Here is a 21,967-nt window from a genome sequence, read left to right as displayed (position 1 = left end):
CGAGCCCATATCCGACGGCTACCGTCGATACGTGGCAACGTTCCGACTGCAAGGCAGCAGGGTGCTCGCCGTGGACATGTCCGGCGACGCCGTCAAGGCGAAGAACGGCTCGATGGTCGCGTACGACGGCCAGATGGCCTTCAAAAAGATGTCCGGCGGCGGCGAGGGCATACGGGGCATGGTGACCCGCCGCCTCACCGGCGAGCAGATGACGGTGATGGAGGTGAAGGGGCACGGCACCTGCTGGTTCGCCGACCGAGCCACGGAGATCAACCTCGTGGAGCTGCGCGGCGAGAAGCTCTTCGTCGAGTCGAGCAACCTGCTCTGCACGGACGCGGGCCTGCACACGGGAACCAGCTTCACCGGCCTGCGCGGCGCCTCACAGGGCAACGGCCTGTTCACCACGACCGTGGAGGGCACGGGCCAGGCGGCGATCATGTCCGACGGCCCCGCGGTGGTCCTGCGCGTCAGTCAGCAGTACCCCCTGACCGTGGACCCTGGGGCGTACATCGCCCATCAGGGAAACCTCCGCCAGAACCTCCAGTCGGGCGTCACGTTCCGTACGTTCATGGGCGAGGGCGGCGGCGAGGCCTTCCAGATCCGCTTCGAGGGCGACGGTCTGGTCTACGTCCAGCCCAGCGAGCGGACCACGATCGCGGGGGATGTCTGACATGCCCTTCCGAGAGATCAACTCGAAGGTGGTCGAGGCGACGGTCCTGCCGGGCCAGAAGCTGTTCAGCCAGCGCGGCGCCATGCTCGCCTACAAGGGGGACGTCTCCTTCACGCCCAACATCCAGGGCGGGCAGGGCGGCCTCGCGTCCATGATCGGGCGGAGGGTGGCGAATGAGGCGACGCCACTGATGACGGTCGAGGGCAGCGGCACGGTCCTTTTCGGGCACGGCGGCCATCACATCCAGGTGATCAGCCTCTCCGGAGACACCCTCTACGTGGAGGCGGACCGGCTGCTCGCCTTCGACGGGACGCTCCAGCAGGGCACGATGTTCATGGGCTCGCAGGGCGGCGTGATGGGCATGGTGCGCGGGCAGGTCACGGGGCAGGGACTGTTCACGACCACCCTCAAGGGGCAGGGCGCGGTCGCCGTCATGGCGCACGGCGGGGTCGTCGAGGTGCCGATCACCCCGCAGCGCCCGGTGCATGTGGACCCGCAGGCCTATGTCGCGCACCACGGCGACGTGCGCAACAAACTCTCCACGGCGCTCGGTTGGCGCGACATGGTGGGGCGGGGCTCGGGCGAGGCGTTCCAGCTGGAGCTGTCAGGGAGCGGTGCGGTGTTCGTCCAGGCGTCGGAGGACAAGCTGTGACCCCCTCAATGCCCGCGGGCGGACCCGCGATCTTCGACCCGATGACGCTGCCGAGCGACGACAACGTGAACGCGTACACGTTCTGCGTGGAGCTCAAGGGAAGCCAGTGGTTCCTGCAGAAGGGGAAGATGATCGCCTACTACGGGTCGATCGACTTCAACGGCATCGGGCACGGCCGCCTGGACCGCCTGGTGCGCACGAGTTTCCATTCGCCGCTGCACGCGAGCGACTGGGTCGTGGCGGAGGGCCAGGGCAAGATGCTCCTCGCCGACCGGGCCTTCGATGTGAATTCGTACGACCTCGAAGACGGCAACCTGACCATTCGCTCGGGCAACCTCCTCGCTTTTCAGCCAACTCTCGCCCTGAAGCAATCAATTGTTCCGGGCTTTCTGACCCTGATCGGAACCGGAAAGTTCGTGGCCGCGTCGAACGGTCCGGTGGTGTTCATGGAGCCGCCGATCCGCGTCGATCCGCAGGCCCTCGTGGGCTGGGCGGACTGCCCCTCGCCCTGCCATCACTACGACCACGGATACCTGACGGGGGTCATCGGGGGCGTGCGGGCGCTGACCGGCATCGGCGGGACCTCGGGCGAGGAGCACCAGTTCGAGTTCGTGGGGGCGGGGACGGTGCTGCTGCAATCATCGGAGATGCTCATGGCCGACCAGGCGACGGGCGCGGTGCCGCAACAGGCCGGGGTGCCGGGCGCCGGGGGTGCTCCCGGTCAGCACGGACAGCAGCCGGGACAACCACGCCTTCCCGGACAACTGGGGGACCTCCAGCGTCGCTTCGGCCTGTGAGCGGTAGTCTGCGGAGTGTGACGACGAACGCCTGTACCCCTCCGTCGCATGGAGGGTGAGAGGCGCGTGTCACACGCCCCCATTCGTTCACCTTTCAACTTCTTAGGTAGAATCGATTTCATGGAGACCGATACGGCCCCGCAGTGGCTGACCAACGAGGAACAGTGCGCCTGGCGCACCCACGTGGAGGTCAACAGGATGCTGACATACCAGCTCGAGAAAGACCTCCAGCCGTTCAACCTGACCATGAACGACTACGACATCCTCGTGCATCTCTCCGAGTCGGACGAGAAGCGGATGCGTATGAGCGATCTCGCGGCCGCCACGCTGCAGTCAAAGAGCCGCCTGTCCCATCAGATCACCCGCATGGAGAACGCGGGCCTGGTCCGCCGGGAGAACTGTGAGTCCGACCGGCGCGGCCTCTACACCGTGCTCACGGACGAGGGCATGGAGACCATGAAGAAGGTCGCCCCGCACCACGTGACCTCGGTCCGCCGGCACTTCATCGATCTGATCTCGCCCGAGGCGCTCGGCGAGCTCCACAAGGCACTGACCCCGATCGCGGAACACCTGCGCGCGCAACGGGGCAAGCCCTGACGCTCAGCCGGCCCGCGGCGCGAGGGGCACCCTGAGTTCGAAGAGCGCTCCCCCGCCGGGAGCCTCCTGGACCGTGAGGGTGCCGCCGTGCCGTTCGGCCACGTCGCGCGCGATGGCGAGGCCAAGACCCGCCCCGCCGTCGTCACGGGTGCGTGCGTCGTCGAGCCGGACGAAGCGCTCGAAGACGTGCTCGCGCTCGCTCTCCGGCACACCCGCCCCGTCGTCGGAGACCGCAAGGACCGCCCAGGCCCCTTCGGCCCGGGTGGCGACCGTGACGTGGGTGCGGGCGTGCCGCTGCGCGTTGTTCACGAGGTTGCCGAGCACGCGCGCCAACTGGCCGCGCGATCCGGCGACTTCGACGCCCAACAGGTCGGTCCGCACCTCGACGCGGTCCCTCGTCCGCTGGGACAGCTCCTCGCGGGCGAGGGCCGCCAGGTCCACCCGCGTCGCGCCGGGCTTCTCCCCGGCATCGAGGCGGGCGAGCAGGAGCAGGTCTGCGGCCAGCTCCTGGAGGCGCACGGTGTCCTCGACGGCGCCGTCCACATCCAGCAACTCCGGGTGTGCCACGCCCACTTCGAGCTGGGTGCGCAACGACGCGATGGGGCTGCGCAGTTCGTGCGAGGCGTCGGCGACGAAGCGGCGCTGGCGTTCCACCGACGCCTGCAGGGCGGCGAGCGTCTCGTTCGTGGTCCGGGCCAGGCGGGCGACCTCGTCGTGCGTGTCCGGTTCGGGCACGCGCCGCGCGAGGTCCTCCGAGGCGGTGATCGCCGCCATCTCGGAGCGGATCGCGTCCACCGGGCGCAGGGCGCGCCGCGTGACCAGCCAGGTCACCGCGGCGATCACGGCGAGCAGCAGCGGGAAGCCGATGAGAAGGGACGTCAACGCCGTTGACATCGCGCTCTGTTCGGACTCGAGCGAGCCGCCCGCGTACACGGTGAGATCGCCCTTCCCCTCGACGCTCACCTCGACAGCGGCGAAGCGGTAGTCCGCCGTCTCGCCGTCGACGGTCGCCGAGCCGTCGGTGAACTTCTTGTCGTCGGACAGCTCACCCTGTTCGAGCGGGTCCTCCGCACTGTCGTCGTCATCGTCGTCATCGTCGCCGCCGGGCGCGGGGGACGCCTGCTCGGGCTTGACCGCGGCGGTGCCCGTGCCGCTGATGCGCTCCAGGTCCTCGCTGGCCGCGACCAGCCGGCCGTCGGCGTCGACGATCTGCACGGGGTTGTCGTCGCCCTCGGGCAGCTCCAGCTTGTCGTACGCGATGGTGGGGGTGATCTGCGAGGCCACCCGCCGGGCGGCCGAATCGGCGTCGGCCTCCGCCTCGCCGATGAGGCTGAACCGCAGCGAGAGCAGCACGGCGGCGCCCGCCGCGACCAGCGCGACCGCGACGACGAGGCTCGCGCCGAGCGTCGCCCTGGCCCGTACGGAACCGAAGCGACGTCTCATCGCGGGGCCTCCAGGCGGTAGCCGGCGCCGCGCACCGTCTTGATCAGCCGCGCGCCCAGCTTGCGCCGCAGCGCACTCACGTACACCTCGACGATGTTGGGGTCGCCCTCGTACGCGAAGTCCCAGACGTGCTCCAGGATCTCGCCCTTGGAGACCACCTCGCCCCGGCGCAGGACGAGCTGCTCCAGGACGGCGAACTCCTTGGCGGTGAGGGTCACTTCGTCGCCGTCGTCGTCGCCGTCGCCGCCGCGGAAGACGCGGCGCGCCGCGGTGTCGACCAACAGGTCGCCGAGCGTGTGCACCGGGGACGGGCCCGCGTTGCCGCGGCGGCGCAGCAGCGCCTTCACGCGGGCCACGAGGACGACGTACGAGAAAGGCTTGGTCAGATAGTCGTCGGCGCCCGTGTCCAGGCCCTCCGCCTCGTCGTACTCGCCGTCCTTGGCGGTGAGCATGAGGATCGGTACGTCGTGACCTGCCGCGCGCAGGGTGGCGCAGACGCGGTAGCCGTTCATGCCCGGGAGCATGATGTCGAGGACGACCAGGTCGTACGTTCCCTCGCTCGCGCGGTGCAGTCCGTCGACGCCGTCGTGGACGACGTCGACGGCGTAGCCCTCGGCGGTCAGGCCCTTGGCGAGCGACAGGGCAAGCCGCTTCTCGTCCTCCACGATCAACAAACGCATGCGTTCAGGGTCGCAGAGCAAACCTGAAGAGTTCTTCAGGCACCTTCAGGCTGGCTTCAGCATCACTCAGCCAGATTGTTCCTCGTCGAAAGCGAACGGCCGCTCAGCGGTCGGACCGACTCGGGAGGAACCCTCATGAAGCGCAACATCGTCATCGCCACCGTCGCCGCCGTGGCCCTGATCGGGGGCGGCACCGCGACAGCGATGGCCGTCACCGGCGACGACGAGTCGACCGCCGCCAAGCAGTCCAGCGTCCAGGTCAAGGACGACGACGGGCAGGACGACGCCGCGGAGAACAAGGCGGAGACGGAGGCCTCGAAGGTGACCGCCGCCGACGCGATCAAGGCGGCGCTCGCGAAGCAGTCCGGTACGGCGGTCTCCGCAGAGCTGGACGACGAGGACGGCGGCAGCCTGTACTGGGACGTCGACGTGCTCGGCAAGGACGGCAGCTGGCACAGCGTCCAGGTCGACCCCGGCACCGGTAAGGTGCTCGGCTCGCACACCGAGCGGGACGAGGACGGCGACGCCGACCGGGTGGCCGCCGTCCTGAAGGGCGCCACCACCACGGCCGAGGACGCGGCGAAGGCCGCGGCGGCCAAGGGCACGGTGACGTCCGTGGACCTGGACGACGACGGTACGGCCGGGGCCTGGGACGCGGAGACGGTCACCGGCAACGGCGCGGAGACCGACTGGCAGGTGGACCTCCAGTCGGGCAAGGTCACCGCGGACCGCTCGGACCTGGGTGACGACGACCGTGACGGTCACGATGACGCCGACCACGACGACCGCGACGGCCAGGACGACTGACGTCGCACCTGCCGCTTGAACCACGGGGCCCGCGCTCTCTCCCCCGGAGGGCGGGCCCCGTTTGCGTCGCGGAGGACGGGCCCGTTCCTGCGCCTTCGCGCCGGAGCCCAGGCCGCCGCTTCGCGGCGGATCTTTCCCGCCCGCCCGGCCCTGCGGGGCAATCGGGTGGGTGGGCGGGAAAGGCCTGTCGGGAAGCGTCCCGGGCCGGGGCGGGGCTTGATGCTCCGGAGTGAACGGGTGGGCGGGTGGGCGGGAGAGGCCCGGCGGGGGTCAGCCCGTCGTCAGCGTCGCCACCAGCTCGTCCGCCGCCGCGTACGGATCCAGCTCGCCGGAGACGATGCGCTCCGCCAGAGCGGAGAGCCGCGCGTCGCCGTGCAGATCCGCGATCCGCTCCCGCAGGGCCGTCACCGCGATCGTCTCGACCTCACGGGCGGCCCGCGCCGCCCGGCGCTCCACGAGGACGCCCCGTTCCTCCATCCACGCCCGGTGCTTCTCCAGGGCCTCGACGACCTCGTCGATCCCCTCGCCCCGCGCGGCCACCGTCTTCACGATGGGCGGGCGCCAGTCCCCCGCGCCGCGGGACTCCCCGAGGCCCAGCATGTGGTTCAGCTCGCGCGCCGTCGCGTCCGCGCCGTCGCGGTCCGCCTTGTTCACGACGTACACATCGCCGATCTCCAGGATTCCGGCCTTCGCCGCCTGGATGCCGTCGCCCATGCCGGGCGCGAGCAGCACGACGGACGTGTCCGCCTGCGAGGCGATCTCCACCTCGGACTGGCCGACGCCCACCGTCTCGACCAGGATCACGTCGCAGCCCGCCGCGTCCAGGACGCGGATCGCCTGCGGTGCCGACCAGGCGAGGCCGCCCAGGTGACCGCGCGTGGCCATGGAGCGGATGTAGACGCCGGGGTCGGACGCGTGCTCCGACATGCGGACCCGGTCGCCGAGCAGCGCGCCCCCGGAGAAGGGGGAGGAGGGGTCGACCGCCAGTACGCCGACCCGCTTCCCCGCCCGCCGGTACGCCGACACCAGCGCCGACGTCGAAGTCGACTTGCCGACACCCGGCGACCCGGTGAGGCCCACCACGTACGCATGGCCCGCCAGCGGGGCCAGCGCCGCCATGACCTCACGGAGCTGCGGTGACGCCCCCTCGACCAGTGAGATCAGCCGGGCGACGGCACGCGGCCTGCCCTCGCGGGCCTGCGCCACCAGGGAGGGGACGTCCTGCATGTCAGACAGCTCCGTTCCAAGACGTAGGGAAGGTGTGCACGCGCAAACGCGTCAGGCCTTGGCCACCTTCACGATCAGCGCGTCGCCCTGACCGCCGCCACCGCACAGCGCGGCCGCGCCCACGCCGCCGCCGCGCCGCTTCAGCTCGAGGGCGAGGTGCAGCACGACCCGCGCGCCGGACATCCCGATCGGGTGACCCAGGGCGATGGCCCCGCCGTTGACGTTCACCTTTTCCGAGGACACCCCGAGGTCCTTCATTGACTGCACCGCGACCGCGGCGAAGGCCTCGTTGATCTCGATGAGGTCCAGGTCCTCGACCTCCAGGCCCTCCTTCTTCAGGGCGTGCTGGATGGCGTTGGACGGCTGCGACTGGAGCGAGTTGTCGGGGCCCGCCACGTTGCCGTGCGCGCCGATCTCGGCGATCCAGGCGAGGCCGAGCTCCTGGGCCTTGGCCTTGGACATGACCACGACGGCCGCGGCGCCGTCGGAGATCTGCGAGGACGTGCCCGCCGTGATCGTGCCGTCCTTGGCGAAGGCCGGGCGCAGCTTGCCGAGCGACTCGGCGGTCGTCTCGGCGCGGATGCCCTCGTCCTTGGCGAAGAGGACCGGGTCGCCCTTGCGCTGCGGGATCTCGACCGGGGTGATCTCGGCCTCGAACAGGCCGTTCTTCTGGGCGGCCGCGGCGCGCTGGTGGGAGGCGGCGGCGATCTCGTCCTGCTCGGGCCGTGCGATGCCCAGGCGGGTGTTGTGCTTCTCCGTGGACTCACCCATGGCGATGTTCTCGAAGGAGTCGGTCAGGCCGTCGTACGCCATCGAGTCGAGCATCTCGATCGCGCCGTACTTGTAGCCCTCACGGGACTTGGGGAGCAGATGCGGCGCGTTGGTCATCGACTCCTGGCCGCCGGCGACGACGATGTCGAACTCGCCGGCGCGGATCAGCTGGTCGGCGAGCGCGATCGCGTCGAGCCCGGAGAGACACACCTTGTTGACGGTGAGCGCGGGGACGTTCATGGGGATGCCCGCCTTGACGGCGGCCTGGCGTGCCGGGATCTGCCCTGCCCCGGCGGTGAGCACCTGGCCCATGATCACGTACTGAACCTGGTCGCCGCCGATGCCGGCCCGGTCGAGCGCGGCCTTGATGGCGAAGCCGCCCAGGTCGGCGCCGGAGAAGGACTTCAGGGAGCCGAGCAGGCGGCCCATGGGCGTGCGCGCGCCCGCGACGATCACTGAGGTGGTACCGGTCGTTCCAGACATGTGCCACGGCCCCTTGGGAGGAGAGGTTAATGAGGGTTTACTTGAATGTACTGAGCGGTACGCCGTGCGTCATCGGGCGTTGGGTGTGATCGCGCGCACGTTGCGTAATCGCCGCCGGAAGGGCTGCACTTAAACCATGCTGACGCGAATCGATCACATCGGGATCGCCTGTTTCGACCTCGACAAGACCGTCGAGTTCTACCGGGAGACTTACGGCTTCACGGTGTTCCACACCGAAGTCAACGAAGAGCAGGGCGTACGCGAGGCCATGCTCAAGATCAATGAGACGAGTGACGGCGGGGCTTCCTACCTGCAGCTCCTCGAACCCACCCGCGACGACTCCGCCGTGGGCAAGTGGCTGGCCAAGAACGGCGAGGGTGTGCACCACATCGCCTTCGGCACCGCGGACGTGGACGGCGACGCGGCGGCCATCAAGGACAAGGGCGTACGCGTCCTCTATGAGGAGCCCCGGATCGGGTCCATGGGGTCGCGCATCACCTTCCTGCACCCCAAGGACTGCCACGGCGTGCTGACCGAACTCGTCACCTCGGCAGCTCAGGAGTCACCGGAGCACTGACCTCCGCATACTTGGGCCGGTAGGGTTGGGGGCGGCCGTCCGAAGTCTGGGCGGCCGGCCGTCCGTACGCTGGGCGGCCGCGTGCCGGGGTCCGGGTTTCGGGGGACGAGCGTCGGGGCAGCAGCCCATGCTCCGCTGTTGATCTGACACCATTCCCCCGGGGGCCCCGTTCGGCGGATGGACAGGGCTCGTACTTCAGAGACTTGCGACCAGGGGACGGATGGGACCGCGCAGTGCGGGGCTACGAACGCCAAGAGAGCTCGCGGGCTGAGACGGACCATCTTTCGCGGTTCGAGGCCGAGATGGACCGGCTGAAGACCGAACGAGAGAAGGCTGTTCAGCACGCCGAGGACCTCGGCTACCAGGTCGAGGTGTTGCGCGCCAAGCTGCACGAGGCGCGCCGCAACCTCGCGTCCCGCCCTGCCTATGACGGCGCGGACATCGGCTACCAGGCCGAGCAGTTGCTCCGTAATGCCCAGATCCAGGCCGACCAGCTGCGCCAGGACGCCGAGCGCGAGCTGCGGGACGCCAGGGCGCAGACCCAGCGCATCCTCCAGGAGCACGCCGAGCAGCAGGCCAGGCTCCAGTCCGAGCTGCACTCCGAGGCGGTGTCGCGCCGTCAGCAGCTCGACCAGGAGCTGTCGGAGCGCCGTCAGACCGTCGAGTCGCACGTCAACGAGAACGTGGCGTGGGCCGAGCAGCTGCGCGCGCGTACGGAGCAGCAGGCGCGCCGCCTGCTCGACGAGTCCCGCGCCGAGGCCGACCAGTCGCTCGCCGCCGCCCGCGCCGAAGCCGAGCGCGTCGCCGAAGAGGCACGCCAGCGCATGTCGAGCGACGCCGAGGCCGCCCGCGCGGAGGCCGAGTCGATCCTGCGCCGGGCCCGCACGGACGCCGAGCGCCTCCTGAACGCCGCGTCGACGCAGGCCCAGGAGGCCACCGACCACGCGGAGAACCTGCGCTCCACCACGGCCACCGAGTCCGAGCAGGCGCGCCGCCAGGCCACCGAGGCGAGCCGGGCCGCCGAGCAGCGGATGGCGGAGGCCGAGACGGCGCTGCGCGAGGCGCGCACGGAGGCGGAGAAGCTCGTCGCCGAGGCGAAGGAGGCCGCGGCCAAGCAGCTGTCGGCCGCCGAGGGCGCCAACGAACAGCGCACGCGTACGGCCAAGGAGCAGGTCGCGCGGCTTGTCGGCGAGGCCACGAAGGAAGCCGAGGCCACGAAGGCCGAGGCCGAGCAGGTCGTCGCCGACGCCCGCGCCGAGGCCGAAAAGCTGATCAAGGACGCCGCCGAGAAGGCGCGCACGATCACCGCCGAGGAGACCGCGGGCCAGCTCGCCAAGGCGGCCCGCACGGCGGAGGACGTACTCGACAAGGCGTCGAAGGACGCCAAGGAGACGACGAAAGCCGCCACCGAGGAGGCCGAGCGGATCCGCTCGGAGGCCGAGGCCGAGGCGGACCGTCTGCGCGGCGAGGCGCATGACATCGCCGAGCAGCTCAAGGGCACGGCGAAGGACGACACCAAGGAGTACCGCGCCAAGACGGTCGAGCTGCAGGAAGAGGCGCGCAGGCTGCGCGGCGAGGCCGAGCAGCTGCGGGCCGACGCGGTCACCGAGGGCGAGCGCATCCGGGGCGAGGCCCGGCGCGAGGCCGTCCAGAAGATCGAGGAGGCGGCCAAGTCCGCCGAGGAGCTGCTCGCCAAGGCGAAGGCCGACGCGGACGAGCTGAAGACGGCCGCGACCGCCGAGAGCGAGCGGGTCCGCACCGAGGCCATCGAGCGCGCCACGACCCTGCGCAAGCAGGCCGAGGAGACGCTTGAGCGCACCCGCGCGGAGGCCGAGCGGCACCGCGAGGAGGCCGCCGAGCAGGCCGAGGCCACGAAGTCCGAGGCCGAGGACGCCGCACGGGCGCTGCACGAGGAGACCGAGCGGGCGATAGCGGCACGGAAGTCCGAGGCCGCCGACGAGCTGACGCGCCTGCAGACGGAGGCCGAGGAGCGCCTGGCCGCCGCCGAGCAGGCGCTGACCGACGCCCGTGCGGAGGCCGAGCGCATCCGCAAGGAGGCCGCCGACGAGACGGACCGGCTGCGCACGGAGTCCGCCGAGCGCATCCGCACCCTGCAGGCACAGGCCGAGACCGAGGCCGAGCGGCTGCGCACCGAAGCCGCTTCGGACGCCTCGCAGGCGCGCGCCGAGGGCGAGTCGGTCGCCGTGCGGCTGCGCACCGAGGCGGCCGCCGAGGCCGAGCGGCTCAAGTCCGAGGCACAGGAGTCGGCGGACCGCGTGCGGTCCGAGGCCGCTGCCGCCGCCGAGCGCGTCGGCACGGAGGCCGCTGAGGCCCTTTCCGCCGCCCAGGAGGAGGCCGCGCGGCGCCACCGCGAGGCCGAGGAGACCCTCAGCTCCGCGCGCGGCGAGGCCGACCAGGAGCGCGAGCGGGCCCGCGAGCAGAGCGAGGAGCTGCTCGCCTCCGCCCGCAAGCGCGTCGAGGAGGCGCAGGCCGAGGCTGTCCGTCTGGTCGAGGAGGCCGACCGCAGGGCGACCGAGATGGTCTCCAGCGCCGAACAGACCGCGCAGTCCGTACGGGACGCCGTGGCCGGCCTGCACGAGACGGCACAGGACGAGGTCGCGGGCCTGCGCAGCGCCGCCGAGCACGCGGCGGAGCGTACGCGTTCCGAGGCGCAGGAGGAGGCGGACCGCGTCCGCGCGGACGCCTACGCCGAGCGGGAGCGCGCCACCGAGGACGCCAACCGCACCCGGCGCGAGGCGAACGAGGAGACCGAGGCCGCCAAGTCCCTTGCGGAGCGCACGGTTTCGGACGCGATCGCGGAGGCCGAGCGGCTGCGTTCGGACGCGACCGAGCACGCCCAGCGGTCTCGTACGGAAGCGTCGGACGCGATCGCGTCGGCCGAGCAGGACGCCTCTCGTACGCGTGCCGACGCCCGCGAGGACGCCAACCGCATCCGCAGCGACGCCGCGAGCCAGGCCGACCAGCTGATCGGCGAGGCGCGCAGCGAGGCCGAGCGGCTGCAGACGGAGACGACCGCCGAGGCCGAGCGGCAGCGCACGGAGTCCGTGGCGAAGGCCGAGAAGCTCATCTCGGACGCGACGGGCGACGCCGAGCGGCTGCGCGCGGACGCCGCCGAGACGGTGGGCTCCGCCCAGCAGCATGCCGAGCGCATCCGTTCCGAGGCCGAGCGCGTCAAGGCGGAGGCGGCGGCCGAGGCCGAGCGGCTCACGTCGCAGGCGCGGGAGGAGGCCGAGCGCACCCTGGACGAGGCGCGTCAGGCCGCCAACAAGCGCCGCTCGGAGGCCGCCGAGCAGGTCGACACGCTCATCACGGAAGCGGCGGCCGAGGCCGAGAAGCTGACGAAGGACGCCCAGGAGAAGGCGCTCAAAGCCACCACGGACGCGGAGGCGCAGGCCGACACGATGGTCGGCGCCGCGCGCACGGAGGCCGACCGGCTTGTCTCCGAGGCGACGGTCGAGGGCAACTCCCTGGTGGAGAAGGCCCGTACGGACGCGGACGAACTGCTCGTCGGCGCCCGCCGCGACGCGACGGCCATAAGGGAGCGCTCCGAGGAGCAGCGCGACCGCCTGACCGCCGAGATCGAGGAGCTGCACGAGCGTGCGCGCCGCGAGTCCGCCGAGGCGATGAAGTCCGCGGGCGAGCGCTGCGACGCCCTGGTGAAGGCCGCCGAGGAGCAGCGCGCCGAGGCCGAGGCGAAGGCCAAGGAGCTGCTCTCGGACGCCAACTCCGAGGCGGGCTCGGTCCGTATCGGTGCCGTGAAGAAGGCCGAGGCGCTGCTCAAGGAGGCCGAGGCGAAGGTGACCGGCCTGGTGCGCGACGCCGAGCGGGTCAAGGCGGAGGCGGAGGCGGAGGCGGAGCGGATGGTCTCCGAGGGCAAGCGCGAGCTCGAAGTCCTGGTCCGGCGCCGCGAGGACATCAACGCCGAGATCTCCCGTGTCCAGGACGTGCTCGAGGCGTTGGAATCTTTTGAGGCCCCGGCGACCGGCGCGAAACCGCCGTCGAACGGCGGCTCCGGCGCGGGGGGCGTCAAGGCCGGTGCGGCAGCGGGGTCAACTCGATCGGGTGGCAAGACGTCTGAGGGCTAGCCAAGGAGCATCTGCCGTGCTTTGAAAGGACCTTCGGTACTGTCCCTGGCAAGTGCTCTGGCGGTTAGCCACTCAAAAGGGGTGTCATTCTCCAGATCAAACGGGCATCTGCTCGATGACACGCCGCTTGGACCCCTAGGATTCCCTCTATCACCTCACCGGTCTCATTCGACAGGAACCCCATGAGCGACACTTCCCCCTACGGCTTCGAGCTTGTGCGGCGTGGGTACGACCGCGCTCAGGTGGACGAACGTATCTCCAAGCTCGTCTCCGACCGTGACAGCGCTCTCGCACGTATCACTGCTCTGGAAAAGCGCATCGAGGAGCTGCACCTCGAGACGCAGAACGCCCAGGCCCAGGTAGCCGACGCCGAGCCGTCGTACGCCGGTCTCGGTGCTCGCGTCGAGAAGATCCTCCGCCTCGCCGAGGAGGAGGCGAAGGACCTGCGCGAGGAGGCCCGTCGCGCCGCCGAGCAGCACCGCGAGCTCGCCGAGTCGGCTGCCCAGCAGGTGCGCAACGACGCCGAGTCGTTCGCCGCCGAGCGCAAGGCCAAGGCGGAGGACGAGGGCGTCCGGATCGTCGAGAAGGCCAAGGGCGAGGCGGGTGCGCTGCGCACCGAGGCGCAGAAGGACGCGCAGTCCAAGCGCGAGGAGGCGGACGCCCTCTTCGAGGAGACCCGCGCGAAGGCCGCCCAGGCTGCCGCCGACTTCGAGACGAACCTCGCCAAGCGCCGTGAGCAGTCCGAGCGTGACCTTGCCTCGCGGCAGGCGAAGGCGGAGAAGCGGCTCGCGGAGATCGAGCACCGGGCGGAGCAGCTTCGGCTTGAGGCCGAGAAGCTGCGTACGGACGCTGAGCGTCGGGCTCGTCAGACCGTTGAGACCGCTCAGCGTCAGGCTGAGGACATCGTCGCCGACGCCAATGCCAAGGCTGACCGGATCCGCTCGGAATCCGAGCGGGAGCTTGCGGCGCTGACGAATCGTCGCGATTCGATCAACGCTCAGCTCACCAATGTGCGGGAGATGCTGGCCACCCTCACGGGTGCGGCCGTCGCCGCGGCGGGTACGCCTGCCGAGGATGAGCCCATCAGCCGTGGGGTGCCTGCTCAGCAGACGCGATAGCGTCGTGGGGACACTGCGGGTCCGCTGTGGCTTGTCGCGCAGTTCCCCGCGTCCCTAAAGGGGCGCTCCCCCCGAGGCGCGTAGAGAGCTCCTTGTCCAAGTGGCAGGGGGCTCTCGCCCGTTTTAGCGTTGGCGCATGATCGAGCTCGAGGGGCTGACCAAGCGGTACGGCGAGAAGGTTGCCGTCAATCATCTGACCTTCACCGTGCACCCTGGCATCGTCACCGGCTTCCTCGGCCCCAACGGCGCGGGCAAATCCACGACCATGCGGATGATGCTCGGGCTCGACAACCCCTCGGCTGGCGACGTCCGTATCGACGGCAAGCACTACGCGCAGCTGAAGGACCCGCTGAAGTACATCGGCGCCCTCCTTGACGCCAAGGCCATGCACGGCGGGCGCAGCGCCTTCAACCACCTTCTCTGCCTCGCGCAGAGCAACGGCATCCCGCGCGCCCGCGTCCACGAGGTCCTGGACACCGTCGGCCTGACCCAGGTCGCCAAGAAGAAGGCCAAGGGCTTCTCGCTCGGCATGGGCCAGCGGCTCGGCATCGCGGGCGCGCTGCTCGGCGACCCCGAGATCCTGATGTTCGACGAGCCGGTCAACGGCCTCGACCCCGAGGGCATCCACTGGATCCGGAACCTGATGAAGTCCCTCGCCTCGCAGGGCCGTACGGTCTTCGTCTCCTCGCACCTGATGAGTGAAATGGCGCTGACCGCCGACCATCTGGTCGTCATCGGCCAGGGCCGGCTCCTCGCCGACACCTCCATGTCGGACTTCATCCAGCAGAACTCGCGGTCGTACGTCCGACTGCGCTCCCCACAGCGCGAACAGCTCCTCGACGTGCTGCACCAGGAGGGCGTCACGGCCGTCGAGACGGGCAGCGGCTCCCTGGAGATCGACGGCACGCCTCCGGAGAAGCTCGGCGAACTCGCCGCCCGGCATCAGCTCGTCCTCCATGAACTGAGCCCCCAGCAGGCCTCGCTGGAAGAGGCGTTCATGCAGCTGACCGCGGAGTCGGTGGAGTATCACGCGCACGCCGATCACGAAGGGCCCGGCACACCGCCGCCCCCACAGCAGGCCGCGGACTGGGGCGCGGGCTGGCAGCAGCAGAAGAAGGGGTCCTGAGGGATGGCCGCGACACAGGTCCTGAAGTCGGAGTGGACCAAGATCCGCTCGGTCGCGTCGACCGTGTGGACGCTGGGTCTCGCCGTGGTCGTCACGGTCGGGCTCGGCCTGCTGATCAGCATCCTGGCGAAGAACGACTACGACAGCCTCAACGCCCAGGACCGCAGGGTCTTCGACCCGACCTTCACCAGCTTCGCCGGGATGAGCCTCGGCCAGCTCGCGATGATCGTCTTCGGTGTGCTCGTCGTCTCGAACGAGTACAGCACCGGCATGATCCGCACCTCGCTCTCCGCGGTGCCGCAGCGCGGCACCTTCATGTTCAGCAAGGTCGCGGTCGCCACCCTGCTCTCCCTGGCGGTGGGCCTCGTCACGAGCTTCATCGCATTCTTCGTGGGGCAGGCGATGCTCGGCGAGCACAAGGCGATGATCGGCGACGACGGTGTGCTGCGCGCGGTCATCGGCGGCGGGCTCTACATGGCCCTCATCGCGATGTTCTCGATGGGCGTCGCCACGATGCTGCGCAGCCCCATGCTCTCGCTCGGCATCCTGATGCCGTTCTTCTTCCTGATCTCCAGCATCCTGGGCAATGTCTCGGCTACCAAGAAGGTCGGCCGCTACCTCCCCGACCAGGCCGGAAGCAAGATCATGCAGGTGAAGACGCCGCTGGACGACGACACCCCGTACGGGCCGTGGGGCGGGCTCGCGATCATGGTGGCGTGGGTCGTGGTCGCCCTGATCGGCGGCTATGCGCTGTTGAAGAAGCGGGATGCCTGAGCGCTCCGCCGGAATTGCGGTGACGGATCCGCAGGCCGGTGGGGGCTTGTCGCGCAGTTCCCCACGCCGACACCGCCCGCCGAGGAGATGCCATGCCGCAGGACCGGAGCCTCGCCGCGCTCGGCCTCGATGTCGTACCCGCCCTGCGGCCGCTCGCCTACCCGGGCCGTCCTGCCCCGTACCCCGCCCTCCTGACCGGCGACGAGCTTCTCCCCCTCGGCGTACGTCCGCTGCCGCTCGGGCAGTGGCCCGTGGCGGGGCGGTCGCTCGACGAGGTGCTCAGCGGCCTCGGCCAGGTGCCCATCGGCCGCCGACAGCCCGTCATCGCCGTCGGGTCGAACGCCTCGCCCGCGCAGGTCGCGTACAAACTGGCCCGGCGCGGCATCACCTCCGCCGTGCCGATGGTCCCGGTGCGGGTGCGCGGCATCGCGGTGGGCTGCTCGGCGCACATCGGGCGGGCCGGGTATGTGGCGGCCGCCCCTTACCTGGACCCGGCGGTCGAAACCTCCTTGATCGTGAGTTGGCTCGATCAGGACCAGTTCCGGGCGGTCGACGACACGGAGCTGCCCAACTACCGGCGGGCGCTGCTTCCCGGCGGCGACTTCGCTATGACGCTGCCGTCCGGTGAGCGGCTCGACGGCGCGTATCTCTACGTCAGTACGTACGGTGTCCTCGCCGATCCGCGGACGGGCCTGCCACGCCCCGGCGGCGGCGACCAGGCGGCGCTGCTCGCCTCGCTCATCGCGGATTCCGCGGCCCTGCGCGGGCTGCTCGGCCCCTCTCCCGCCGACTGGGTGCACAAGGCCGCGGCGGACAGCGGGCTGCGTGATCGCGGCCGGCGTGCCTTCGACGACGCGGGCTGGGTGCTGCCGCAGCCGGGGTTCCCGTGATGCCGCACTTTTACCCTCTCTTGGCTGGAACCGTCAGCTCGGCTATATCCTCCTAATCCTTACGGGGGCGTGTGCCCCGACGTCCTGAACCATTCGATGGGTGCGGAGAATGATCGAGGCAGTCGGCCTGACGAAGCGCTACGGCGCCAAGACAGCCGTGTACAACCTTTCCTTTCAGGTGCGACCCGGCACCGTCACCGGCTTCCTGGGCCCCAACGGCTCCGGCAAGTCGACGACGATGCGCATGATCCTCGGGCTCGACCAACCCACCACGGGCCAGGTGACGATCGGCGGCTACCCGTACCGCAAGCTCCCCAACGCCCCCCGCCAGGTCGGCGCGCTGCTCGACGCCAAGGCGGTGCACGGCGGCCGGCACGCCCGTAACCACCTGCTGTGCCTGGCGCAGCTCTCCGGCATCCCGGCCCGCCGGGTCGACGAGGTGCTCGGCGTCGTGGGCCTCCAGGAGGTCGCGAAGAAGCGCTCCAAGGGCTTCTCGCTCGGCATGGGCCAGCGGCTCGGCATCGCGGCGGCGCTGCTCGGCGACCCGCAGGTGCTGCTCTTCGACGAGCCGGTCAACGGCCTGGACCCCGAAGGCATCCTCTGGGTCCGCAATCTGATGAAGTCGCTCGCGGCGGAGGGACGTACGGTCTTCGTCTCCTCCCACCTGATGAGCGAGATGGCGCTCACCGCCGAGCACTTGATCGTGATCGGCCGCGGGCAGCTGCTCGCGGACATGAGCGTCAAGGACTTCATCTCGCACAACTCCGCCGACTTCGCCCGGGTGCGTACGCCGGACACCGATCCGCAGCAGCGCGAGAAGCTCTCGGCCGCGCTCACCGAGGCGGGCGGCCAGGTCCTGCCCGAGCAGGACGGCGCGCTCCGGGTCACCGGCCTGCCGCTCCCCCGCATCAGCGACCTCGCGCACGACGCGGACGTCCGCGTGTGGGAGCTCTCCCCGCACCAGGCCTCGCTGGAAGAGGCGTACATGCGGATGACGCAGGGCGCCGTCGACTACCGCTCCACGGTCGACCAGCGCGCGGGCCTGCAGCAGCCCGTGCAGCAGGGACAGCCGGGTGCGATGCCCGGTGGCATGCCGCAGGGCCAGATGCCCGTGCCCGGCCAGGGCCAGCCCGGGTGGTACGCACCGCCGCCGCCCCAGCAGGGCGGTCAGCCCTTCGCGATGCCGCAGCCGCAGGACGCGTCCGGGACGCCGAACCCGTACGCCGCAGCCCCGCAGGCACCGGCCGCCGCTCCCGCCTCTTCCCCCGTCCCCGACATGACAAAGCGCGCCACCGACAGCAAGGACGCCTCCCGATGACCACGCCTCCGACTCCGCAGCAGCAGCCGCAGGCGCAGGCGCAGCCCCAGCAGATGTACGCCCAGGCCGGCGCTCCCGCGCAGGGCGCCCCGATGCAGGGCGCCCCGATGGCTCCCCCGCCCGCCGCGCCCGCGCCGCCCTCCGCCTGGCAGCAGGCGATGAGCAATGCCTACACCTCGCCGATCCCGGTCAAGAAGACCCACATCGGCAACGCCCTGGCCTCCGAGTGGACGAAGATCAAGTCGGTCCGCTCGACGATGTGGACGCTGGGCGTCTTCCTCCTCCTGGTCATCGGCATCGGCCTGCTCGTCGCCGCGCAGACGGAGCCCCGTGACTACGCGGACGTGCCGTTCACCATCCCGGCGTTCTTCGGTCTGGTCCTCGGCCAGATCTGCCTGATCACGCTCGGCGTCCTGGTGACGTCGTCCGAGTACGGCACGGGCATGATCCGTACGACGTTCACGGCGTCGCCGCAGCGCTACCGCGTCCTCGCCGCGAAGATCGTGGTCTTCTTCGTGATCGCCTTCGTCGTCTCGGCGGCGTCCATCTTCCTGGTGGGCGCGATGACGTCGGGGATGCACAGCGGCGGCGCCGACGCGGGCGACGTGGCGTGGGGCGGCACGGTCCTCAAGGGCGGCCTCTACGTCTCGCTCCTGGGCGTCCTGGCCCTCGCGGTCGGCTCGATGCTGCGCCACTCCGCGGGCGCGATCACCGCGATGCTGGGCCTGGTCCTGGTGCCCGCGATCCTGCCCGCGTTCCTGCTGATCTCGGAGAGCACCCGCAGCGTGGGCGAGAAGATGATGGACTACAACGCGCCCAACTCGCTCGCCAAGATCTTCCAGCTCGACACCGGCTCGGGCAACGGCAACTCGCAGCTGGTGCTGCTGATCGTCGTGACGCTGGCCGCGATCGTGGGCGCCTTCGCGCTCCTGGAGAAGCGCGACGTGTAGCCGTCAGTACCGAGGCGCGTTACGGGACCGCTGCACCCGCGAGGTGCGGCGGTCCTTCGCGTTCCAGCAGGCCTTGTGCCAGTGCCTGCGCTCGTCCACGCCCGAGTGCTCGGGCCAGGCCACCACATGCGCCATGCCGGACGGGATCTCCTGGTCGCACCCCGGGCAGCGGTAGGTCTTGCCCGCCGCGCTGGCGCCCGCGACATGGCGCACGCTCCACTGCTCGTCCTGCCAGCTCTCGGCCCGCTGGAAGCCGCCGTAACGGCCCGACGGCCCGGCGTCCGCACGCGGACTGTCTTCTCCGGCTCCGGCGCCCTTGGGGCGGTTGCGACGCGGGGACACAGGACACCTCACTGGATGTACGGGGTTCAGGGGTGTGTCCAGCCTACGCGTCGCGCTCAGGGGTAGGCGTCCTGCACCGATCCCCACAGATTCCCCCTGCATTGCGCAGAAAATCCGTCAATCTTCATGCCAGGCCGTGCCTTTGGCACGTGTCACGCGTTGTTGCCCGTAGGGGGAGTGCCTGCGTCGGCGCCAAGGAAGCAGGAGTGCGATGCGTGTAGGTAGTTTTGTTCTGGCCGCCCAGTTCCCCGGACAGGGGCAGGGGGAGGCGCTGCACCGTGCGGTGCGGTCCGCCGAGGTGGCCGAGGAGGCGGGTCTGGACGCGGTCTGGCTCGCCGAGCACCACTTCGTGCCGTACGGCACATGTCCGTCCGCCGTGACCCTCGCCGCGCTCCTTCTCGGGCGTACCCGGCGCATCCGCGTCGGCACCGCCGTGAGCGTGCTTCCGACCGCGCATCCCGTCGCGCTCGGCGAGCAGGCGGCCCTGCTGCACCTGACGTCCGGCGGGCGCTTCTCGCTGGGCCTGGGGCGCGGCGGGCCGTGGGTGGACCTGGAGGTCTTCGGCTCCGGTCTCGACGCGTACGAGAAGGGCTTCCCGGAATCCCTCGATCTGCTGCTGCGGTGGCTGACCGAGCCCCGGGTCGCGAGCGAGTCGGGGCGCTTCGCCTTCCGCGAGGTCGCCGTGGTGCCGCGCCCGCAGGAGGCCCTGCCCGGCTCGGACGCCTCGGGCGCCGACACCCCGGAGGCGGCGGGCGGCCCCGAGGTGATCGTGGCCTGCACCTCGCCGTCGAGCGTGCGGCTCGCCGCTGTGCGCGGTCTGCCGATGCTGCTCGGCATGCATGTCGGCGACGAGGAGAAGGCCGAAATGGTGGCGTTGTGGCGCAGGCACGCGCGCGCCTCGGGGCGTACGCCGGAGGAGATCCACACGGCCGCGCACGTCTCCGCCGGGGTCGTGCAGATCGCCGATCGGCGCCTGGAAGCGGCGGAGACGCTGCAGAAGGCGATGCCGGGCTGGCTCAAGCAGGGCCTCGACGCACATGTCACGGTCGACGGCCGGGCGCGGGCGATGCGGGATCCGCTCGCGTACACCGAACTGCTCTGCGGGATCCACCCGGTGGGCACCCCCCAGGTGTGCGCCGACCGGCTCGCGGCGACCTCGGAGCGTACGGGCATCACGCGCTTCGCCCTGCTGGTCGAGGGCTCGGGCGATCTGGCGACGACGGAGGAGAACGTCCGCAGGCTGGGCGCCGAAGTGCTGCCCCAGCTGGGCTGAGCCGCTGGGGCGGGGAGCTGCCGCTCCGGTACTAGAACACCTCCCGCGTACGGAGCGGCAGCAACAGGCGTCAGCAGTCCCGCAGTTCGGGGGACTGATTGAGCAACTGACCTCGGATCGAGGTGAATCGGGCCAACCGGTCGTCCACCGAAGCATCCAGGGGGAACACCGCCACACGGTGGCAGTTCTGGAATGCCAGGCGCACGCCGAAGTGCCGTTGCAGCGCACCGCGGATCGCGTCGCTCGCGAGTGCGCGCAGCAGTTGGCCACGCGCCTGCTCGTCGGGCGGCGGCGTCTGGTTGTCGGCGAACTGACCGCCGTCAACCTTCAGCTGGGCCACCAGGGAGCTGATCATCTCCCATGCGTAGGGCAGGGAGGTCCGGACGCAGTCGACGAATTCCGCTTCGTCGACCTCGCCTCGCTCGGCCTGTTCCAACAGTGCCGGTGAGACGTCGAGCGACATGGGTTCTCCTCTCGCACCCCCGGGGAGCGGGGGCTTACGGACAGGGAAGAAGTCCGCATACGCTGAGTGCACGCATGACGACCTCCTGCTTATACGGTAAGCACCGGATGGGCCCCGCACCAGGAGATTGGGCACATAACCGGCCAGGATCGAACAGCCCCATCGACGGAGAAATCGCGCGCACCACCTGGTGTCGAGTAGCGTTGCGCCCCATGCGTCTCGTCATTGCCCGATGCTCCGTGGATTACGCGGGCAGGCTCACCGCCCATCTCCCGTCGGCCCCCCGCCTGATCCTTGTGAAGGCGGACGGCAGTGTCTCGATCCACGCGGACGACCGGGCCTACAAACCCCTCAACTGGATGTCCCCGCCCTGCACGTTGAAGGAGGGTTCGGGGGACGACGCCGGCGTCTGGACCGTCGTGAACAAGGCGGGCGAGAAGCTCATCATCACGATGGAAGAGATACTGCACGACTCCTCGCACGAACTGGGCGTCGATCCCGGCCTCATCAAGGACGGCGTGGAAGCACACCTTCAGGAACTGCTCGCCGACCGGATCGAGACCCTCGGCGACGGCTACTCCCTGATCCGCCGCGAGTACATGACGGCGATCGGCCCGGTGGACATCCTCTGCCGCGACGCCGACGGGCAGACCGTCGCCGTCGAGATCAAGCGGCGCGGTGAGATCGACGGCGTCGAGCAGCTCACCCGCTACCTGGAGCTCCTCAACCGCGACCCGCACCTCGCACCCGTCAAGGGCATCTTCGCCGCCCAGGAGATCAAGCCCCAGGCGCGCGTGCTCGCCACGGACCGGGGCATCGGCTGCACCGTCCTGGACTACAACGCGATGCGCGGCATCGAGGACGACAAGCTGCGGCTGTTCTGAGGTTCACCTGTACGTACGT

The 21,967-nt window shown here is 70.5% G+C and carries 21 protein-coding genes; 15 read left to right on the top strand and 6 right to left on the bottom strand.

The features are described 5' to 3' along the window. Nucleotides 1-31: 31 nt before the first annotated feature. The 4 genes from AB0O76_RS09145 (at nucleotide 32) to AB0O76_RS09130 (ending at nucleotide 2,716) form a co-directional block, all read left to right on the top strand. On the top strand, nucleotides 32-670 hold the full coding sequence (locus tag AB0O76_RS09145; protein ID WP_365486969.1) for an AIM24 family protein: 639 nt from the start codon (nucleotides 32-34) through the stop codon (nucleotides 668-670). 1 nt (nucleotide 671) lies between these two features. Continuing rightward, the gene (locus tag AB0O76_RS09140) at nucleotides 672-1,322 is read left to right on the top strand and encodes an AIM24 family protein (RefSeq protein WP_365486967.1); all 651 of its coding nucleotides are present in this window, start codon (nucleotides 672-674) and stop codon (nucleotides 1,320-1,322) included. An 8-nt stretch (nucleotides 1,323-1,330) separates the two neighbouring features. Then, complete coding sequence (locus AB0O76_RS09135) at nucleotides 1,331-2,119, top strand: AIM24 family protein (protein WP_365487111.1); 789 nt, start codon at nucleotides 1,331-1,333, stop codon at nucleotides 2,117-2,119. 120 nt (nucleotides 2,120-2,239) lie between these two features. Beyond that, complete coding sequence (locus AB0O76_RS09130; protein WP_266870842.1) at nucleotides 2,240-2,716, top strand: MarR family transcriptional regulator; 477 nt, start codon at nucleotides 2,240-2,242, stop codon at nucleotides 2,714-2,716. 3 nt (nucleotides 2,717-2,719) lie between these two features. On the opposite strand, the gene AB0O76_RS09125 is transcribed toward AB0O76_RS09130, so the two are convergent. Together AB0O76_RS09125 and AB0O76_RS09120 are read right to left on the bottom strand one after the other, a co-directional pair. Then, nucleotides 2,720-4,159, bottom strand: a complete 1,440-nt coding sequence (locus tag AB0O76_RS09125; protein ID WP_365486964.1) for a HAMP domain-containing sensor histidine kinase — start codon at nucleotides 4,157-4,159, stop codon at nucleotides 2,720-2,722. Continuing rightward, nucleotides 4,156-4,839, bottom strand: coding sequence for a response regulator transcription factor (locus AB0O76_RS09120; RefSeq protein WP_365486962.1), 684 nt, complete (start codon nucleotides 4,837-4,839; stop codon nucleotides 4,156-4,158). Before AB0O76_RS09120 ends, AB0O76_RS09125 begins: the two co-directional genes overlap by 4 nt. A gap of 135 nt (nucleotides 4,840-4,974) precedes the next feature. On the opposite strand from AB0O76_RS09120, the gene AB0O76_RS09115 reads away from it, so the two are divergent. After that, nucleotides 4,975-5,646: a PepSY domain-containing protein gene (locus AB0O76_RS09115; protein WP_365486960.1), complete on the top strand. Its 672-nt coding sequence runs from the start codon at nucleotides 4,975-4,977 to the stop codon at nucleotides 5,644-5,646. A gap of 270 nt (nucleotides 5,647-5,916) precedes the next feature. Here AB0O76_RS09115 and meaB read toward each other — a convergent pair whose 3' ends face one another. After that, nucleotides 5,917-6,873: a methylmalonyl Co-A mutase-associated GTPase MeaB gene (gene meaB / locus AB0O76_RS09110; RefSeq protein WP_365486958.1), complete on the bottom strand. Its 957-nt coding sequence runs from the start codon at nucleotides 6,871-6,873 to the stop codon at nucleotides 5,917-5,919. A gap of 51 nt (nucleotides 6,874-6,924) precedes the next feature. Further along, entirely contained in the window at nucleotides 6,925-8,127 is a 1,203-nt protein-coding gene (locus tag AB0O76_RS09105; protein WP_365486956.1) for an acetyl-CoA C-acetyltransferase, read from the bottom strand. A 136-nt stretch (nucleotides 8,128-8,263) separates the two neighbouring features. On the opposite strand from AB0O76_RS09105, the gene mce reads away from it, so the two are divergent. The 8 genes from mce to AB0O76_RS09065 all read left to right on the top strand — a co-directional run bounded on the left by mce (nucleotide 8,264) and on the right by AB0O76_RS09065 (nucleotide 18,986). Then, a complete protein-coding gene (mce, locus tag AB0O76_RS09100; protein WP_135330222.1) occupies nucleotides 8,264-8,704 on the top strand; it encodes a methylmalonyl-CoA epimerase in 441 nt (146 codons plus the stop codon). 233 nt (nucleotides 8,705-8,937) lie between these two features. Beyond that, nucleotides 8,938-12,810, top strand: a complete 3,873-nt coding sequence (scy, locus tag AB0O76_RS09095; RefSeq protein ID WP_365486953.1) for a polarized growth protein Scy — start codon at nucleotides 8,938-8,940, stop codon at nucleotides 12,808-12,810. A 182-nt stretch (nucleotides 12,811-12,992) separates the two neighbouring features. Then, nucleotides 12,993-13,928: a cellulose-binding protein gene (locus AB0O76_RS09090; protein WP_360767068.1), complete on the top strand. Its 936-nt coding sequence runs from the start codon at nucleotides 12,993-12,995 to the stop codon at nucleotides 13,926-13,928. 136 nt (nucleotides 13,929-14,064) lie between these two features. Next, on the top strand, nucleotides 14,065-15,054 hold the full coding sequence (locus AB0O76_RS09085; protein ID WP_365486951.1) for an ABC transporter ATP-binding protein: 990 nt from the start codon (nucleotides 14,065-14,067) through the stop codon (nucleotides 15,052-15,054). Nucleotides 15,055-15,057: 3 nt separating this feature from the next. Then, entirely contained in the window at nucleotides 15,058-15,828 is a 771-nt protein-coding gene (locus AB0O76_RS09080; RefSeq protein ID WP_365486949.1) for an ABC transporter permease, read from the top strand. Nucleotides 15,829-15,920: 92 nt separating this feature from the next. Further along, nucleotides 15,921-16,718: a hypothetical protein gene (locus tag AB0O76_RS09075; RefSeq protein WP_365486947.1), complete on the top strand. Its 798-nt coding sequence runs from the start codon at nucleotides 15,921-15,923 to the stop codon at nucleotides 16,716-16,718. Between the two features lie 109 nt (nucleotides 16,719-16,827). Continuing rightward, the gene (locus AB0O76_RS09070; RefSeq protein WP_365486945.1) at nucleotides 16,828-18,036 is read left to right on the top strand and encodes an ABC transporter ATP-binding protein; all 1,209 of its coding nucleotides are present in this window, start codon (nucleotides 16,828-16,830) and stop codon (nucleotides 18,034-18,036) included. Nucleotides 18,037-18,194: 158 nt separating this feature from the next. After that, the gene (locus AB0O76_RS09065) at nucleotides 18,195-18,986 is read left to right on the top strand and encodes an ABC transporter permease (RefSeq protein WP_365487109.1); all 792 of its coding nucleotides are present in this window, start codon (nucleotides 18,195-18,197) and stop codon (nucleotides 18,984-18,986) included. 3 nt (nucleotides 18,987-18,989) lie between these two features. Here AB0O76_RS09065 and AB0O76_RS09060 read toward each other — a convergent pair whose 3' ends face one another. Then, nucleotides 18,990-19,328, bottom strand: a complete 339-nt coding sequence (locus AB0O76_RS09060; RefSeq protein ID WP_360767083.1) for an ATP/GTP-binding protein — start codon at nucleotides 19,326-19,328, stop codon at nucleotides 18,990-18,992. Between the two features lie 211 nt (nucleotides 19,329-19,539). Here AB0O76_RS09060 and AB0O76_RS09055 point away from each other — a divergent pair, with 211 nt between their 5' ends. Further along, nucleotides 19,540-20,601 (top strand): LLM class flavin-dependent oxidoreductase, encoded by a 1,062-nt coding sequence (locus tag AB0O76_RS09055; protein WP_365486943.1) that lies wholly within the window; start codon nucleotides 19,540-19,542, stop codon nucleotides 20,599-20,601. A gap of 70 nt (nucleotides 20,602-20,671) precedes the next feature. On the opposite strand, the gene AB0O76_RS09050 is transcribed toward AB0O76_RS09055, so the two are convergent. Next, nucleotides 20,672-21,064, bottom strand: a complete 393-nt coding sequence (locus tag AB0O76_RS09050) for an SCO5389 family protein (protein ID WP_365486941.1) — start codon at nucleotides 21,062-21,064, stop codon at nucleotides 20,672-20,674. A gap of 212 nt (nucleotides 21,065-21,276) precedes the next feature. Here AB0O76_RS09050 and nucS point away from each other — a divergent pair, with 212 nt between their 5' ends. Further along, a complete protein-coding gene (gene nucS / locus AB0O76_RS09045) occupies nucleotides 21,277-21,948 on the top strand; it encodes an endonuclease NucS (RefSeq protein ID WP_266870826.1) in 672 nt (223 codons plus the stop codon). Nucleotides 21,949-21,967: the final 19 nt, after the last annotated feature.

The organism is Streptomyces sp. NPDC086554 (genome assembly GCF_040686095.1).
Classification (GTDB): Bacteria; Actinomycetota; Actinomycetes; order Streptomycetales; family Streptomycetaceae; genus Streptomyces.
The sequence above is the reverse complement of the archived record's forward strand: the minus strand, read 5'-3'. Positions and strand labels throughout refer to the sequence as shown.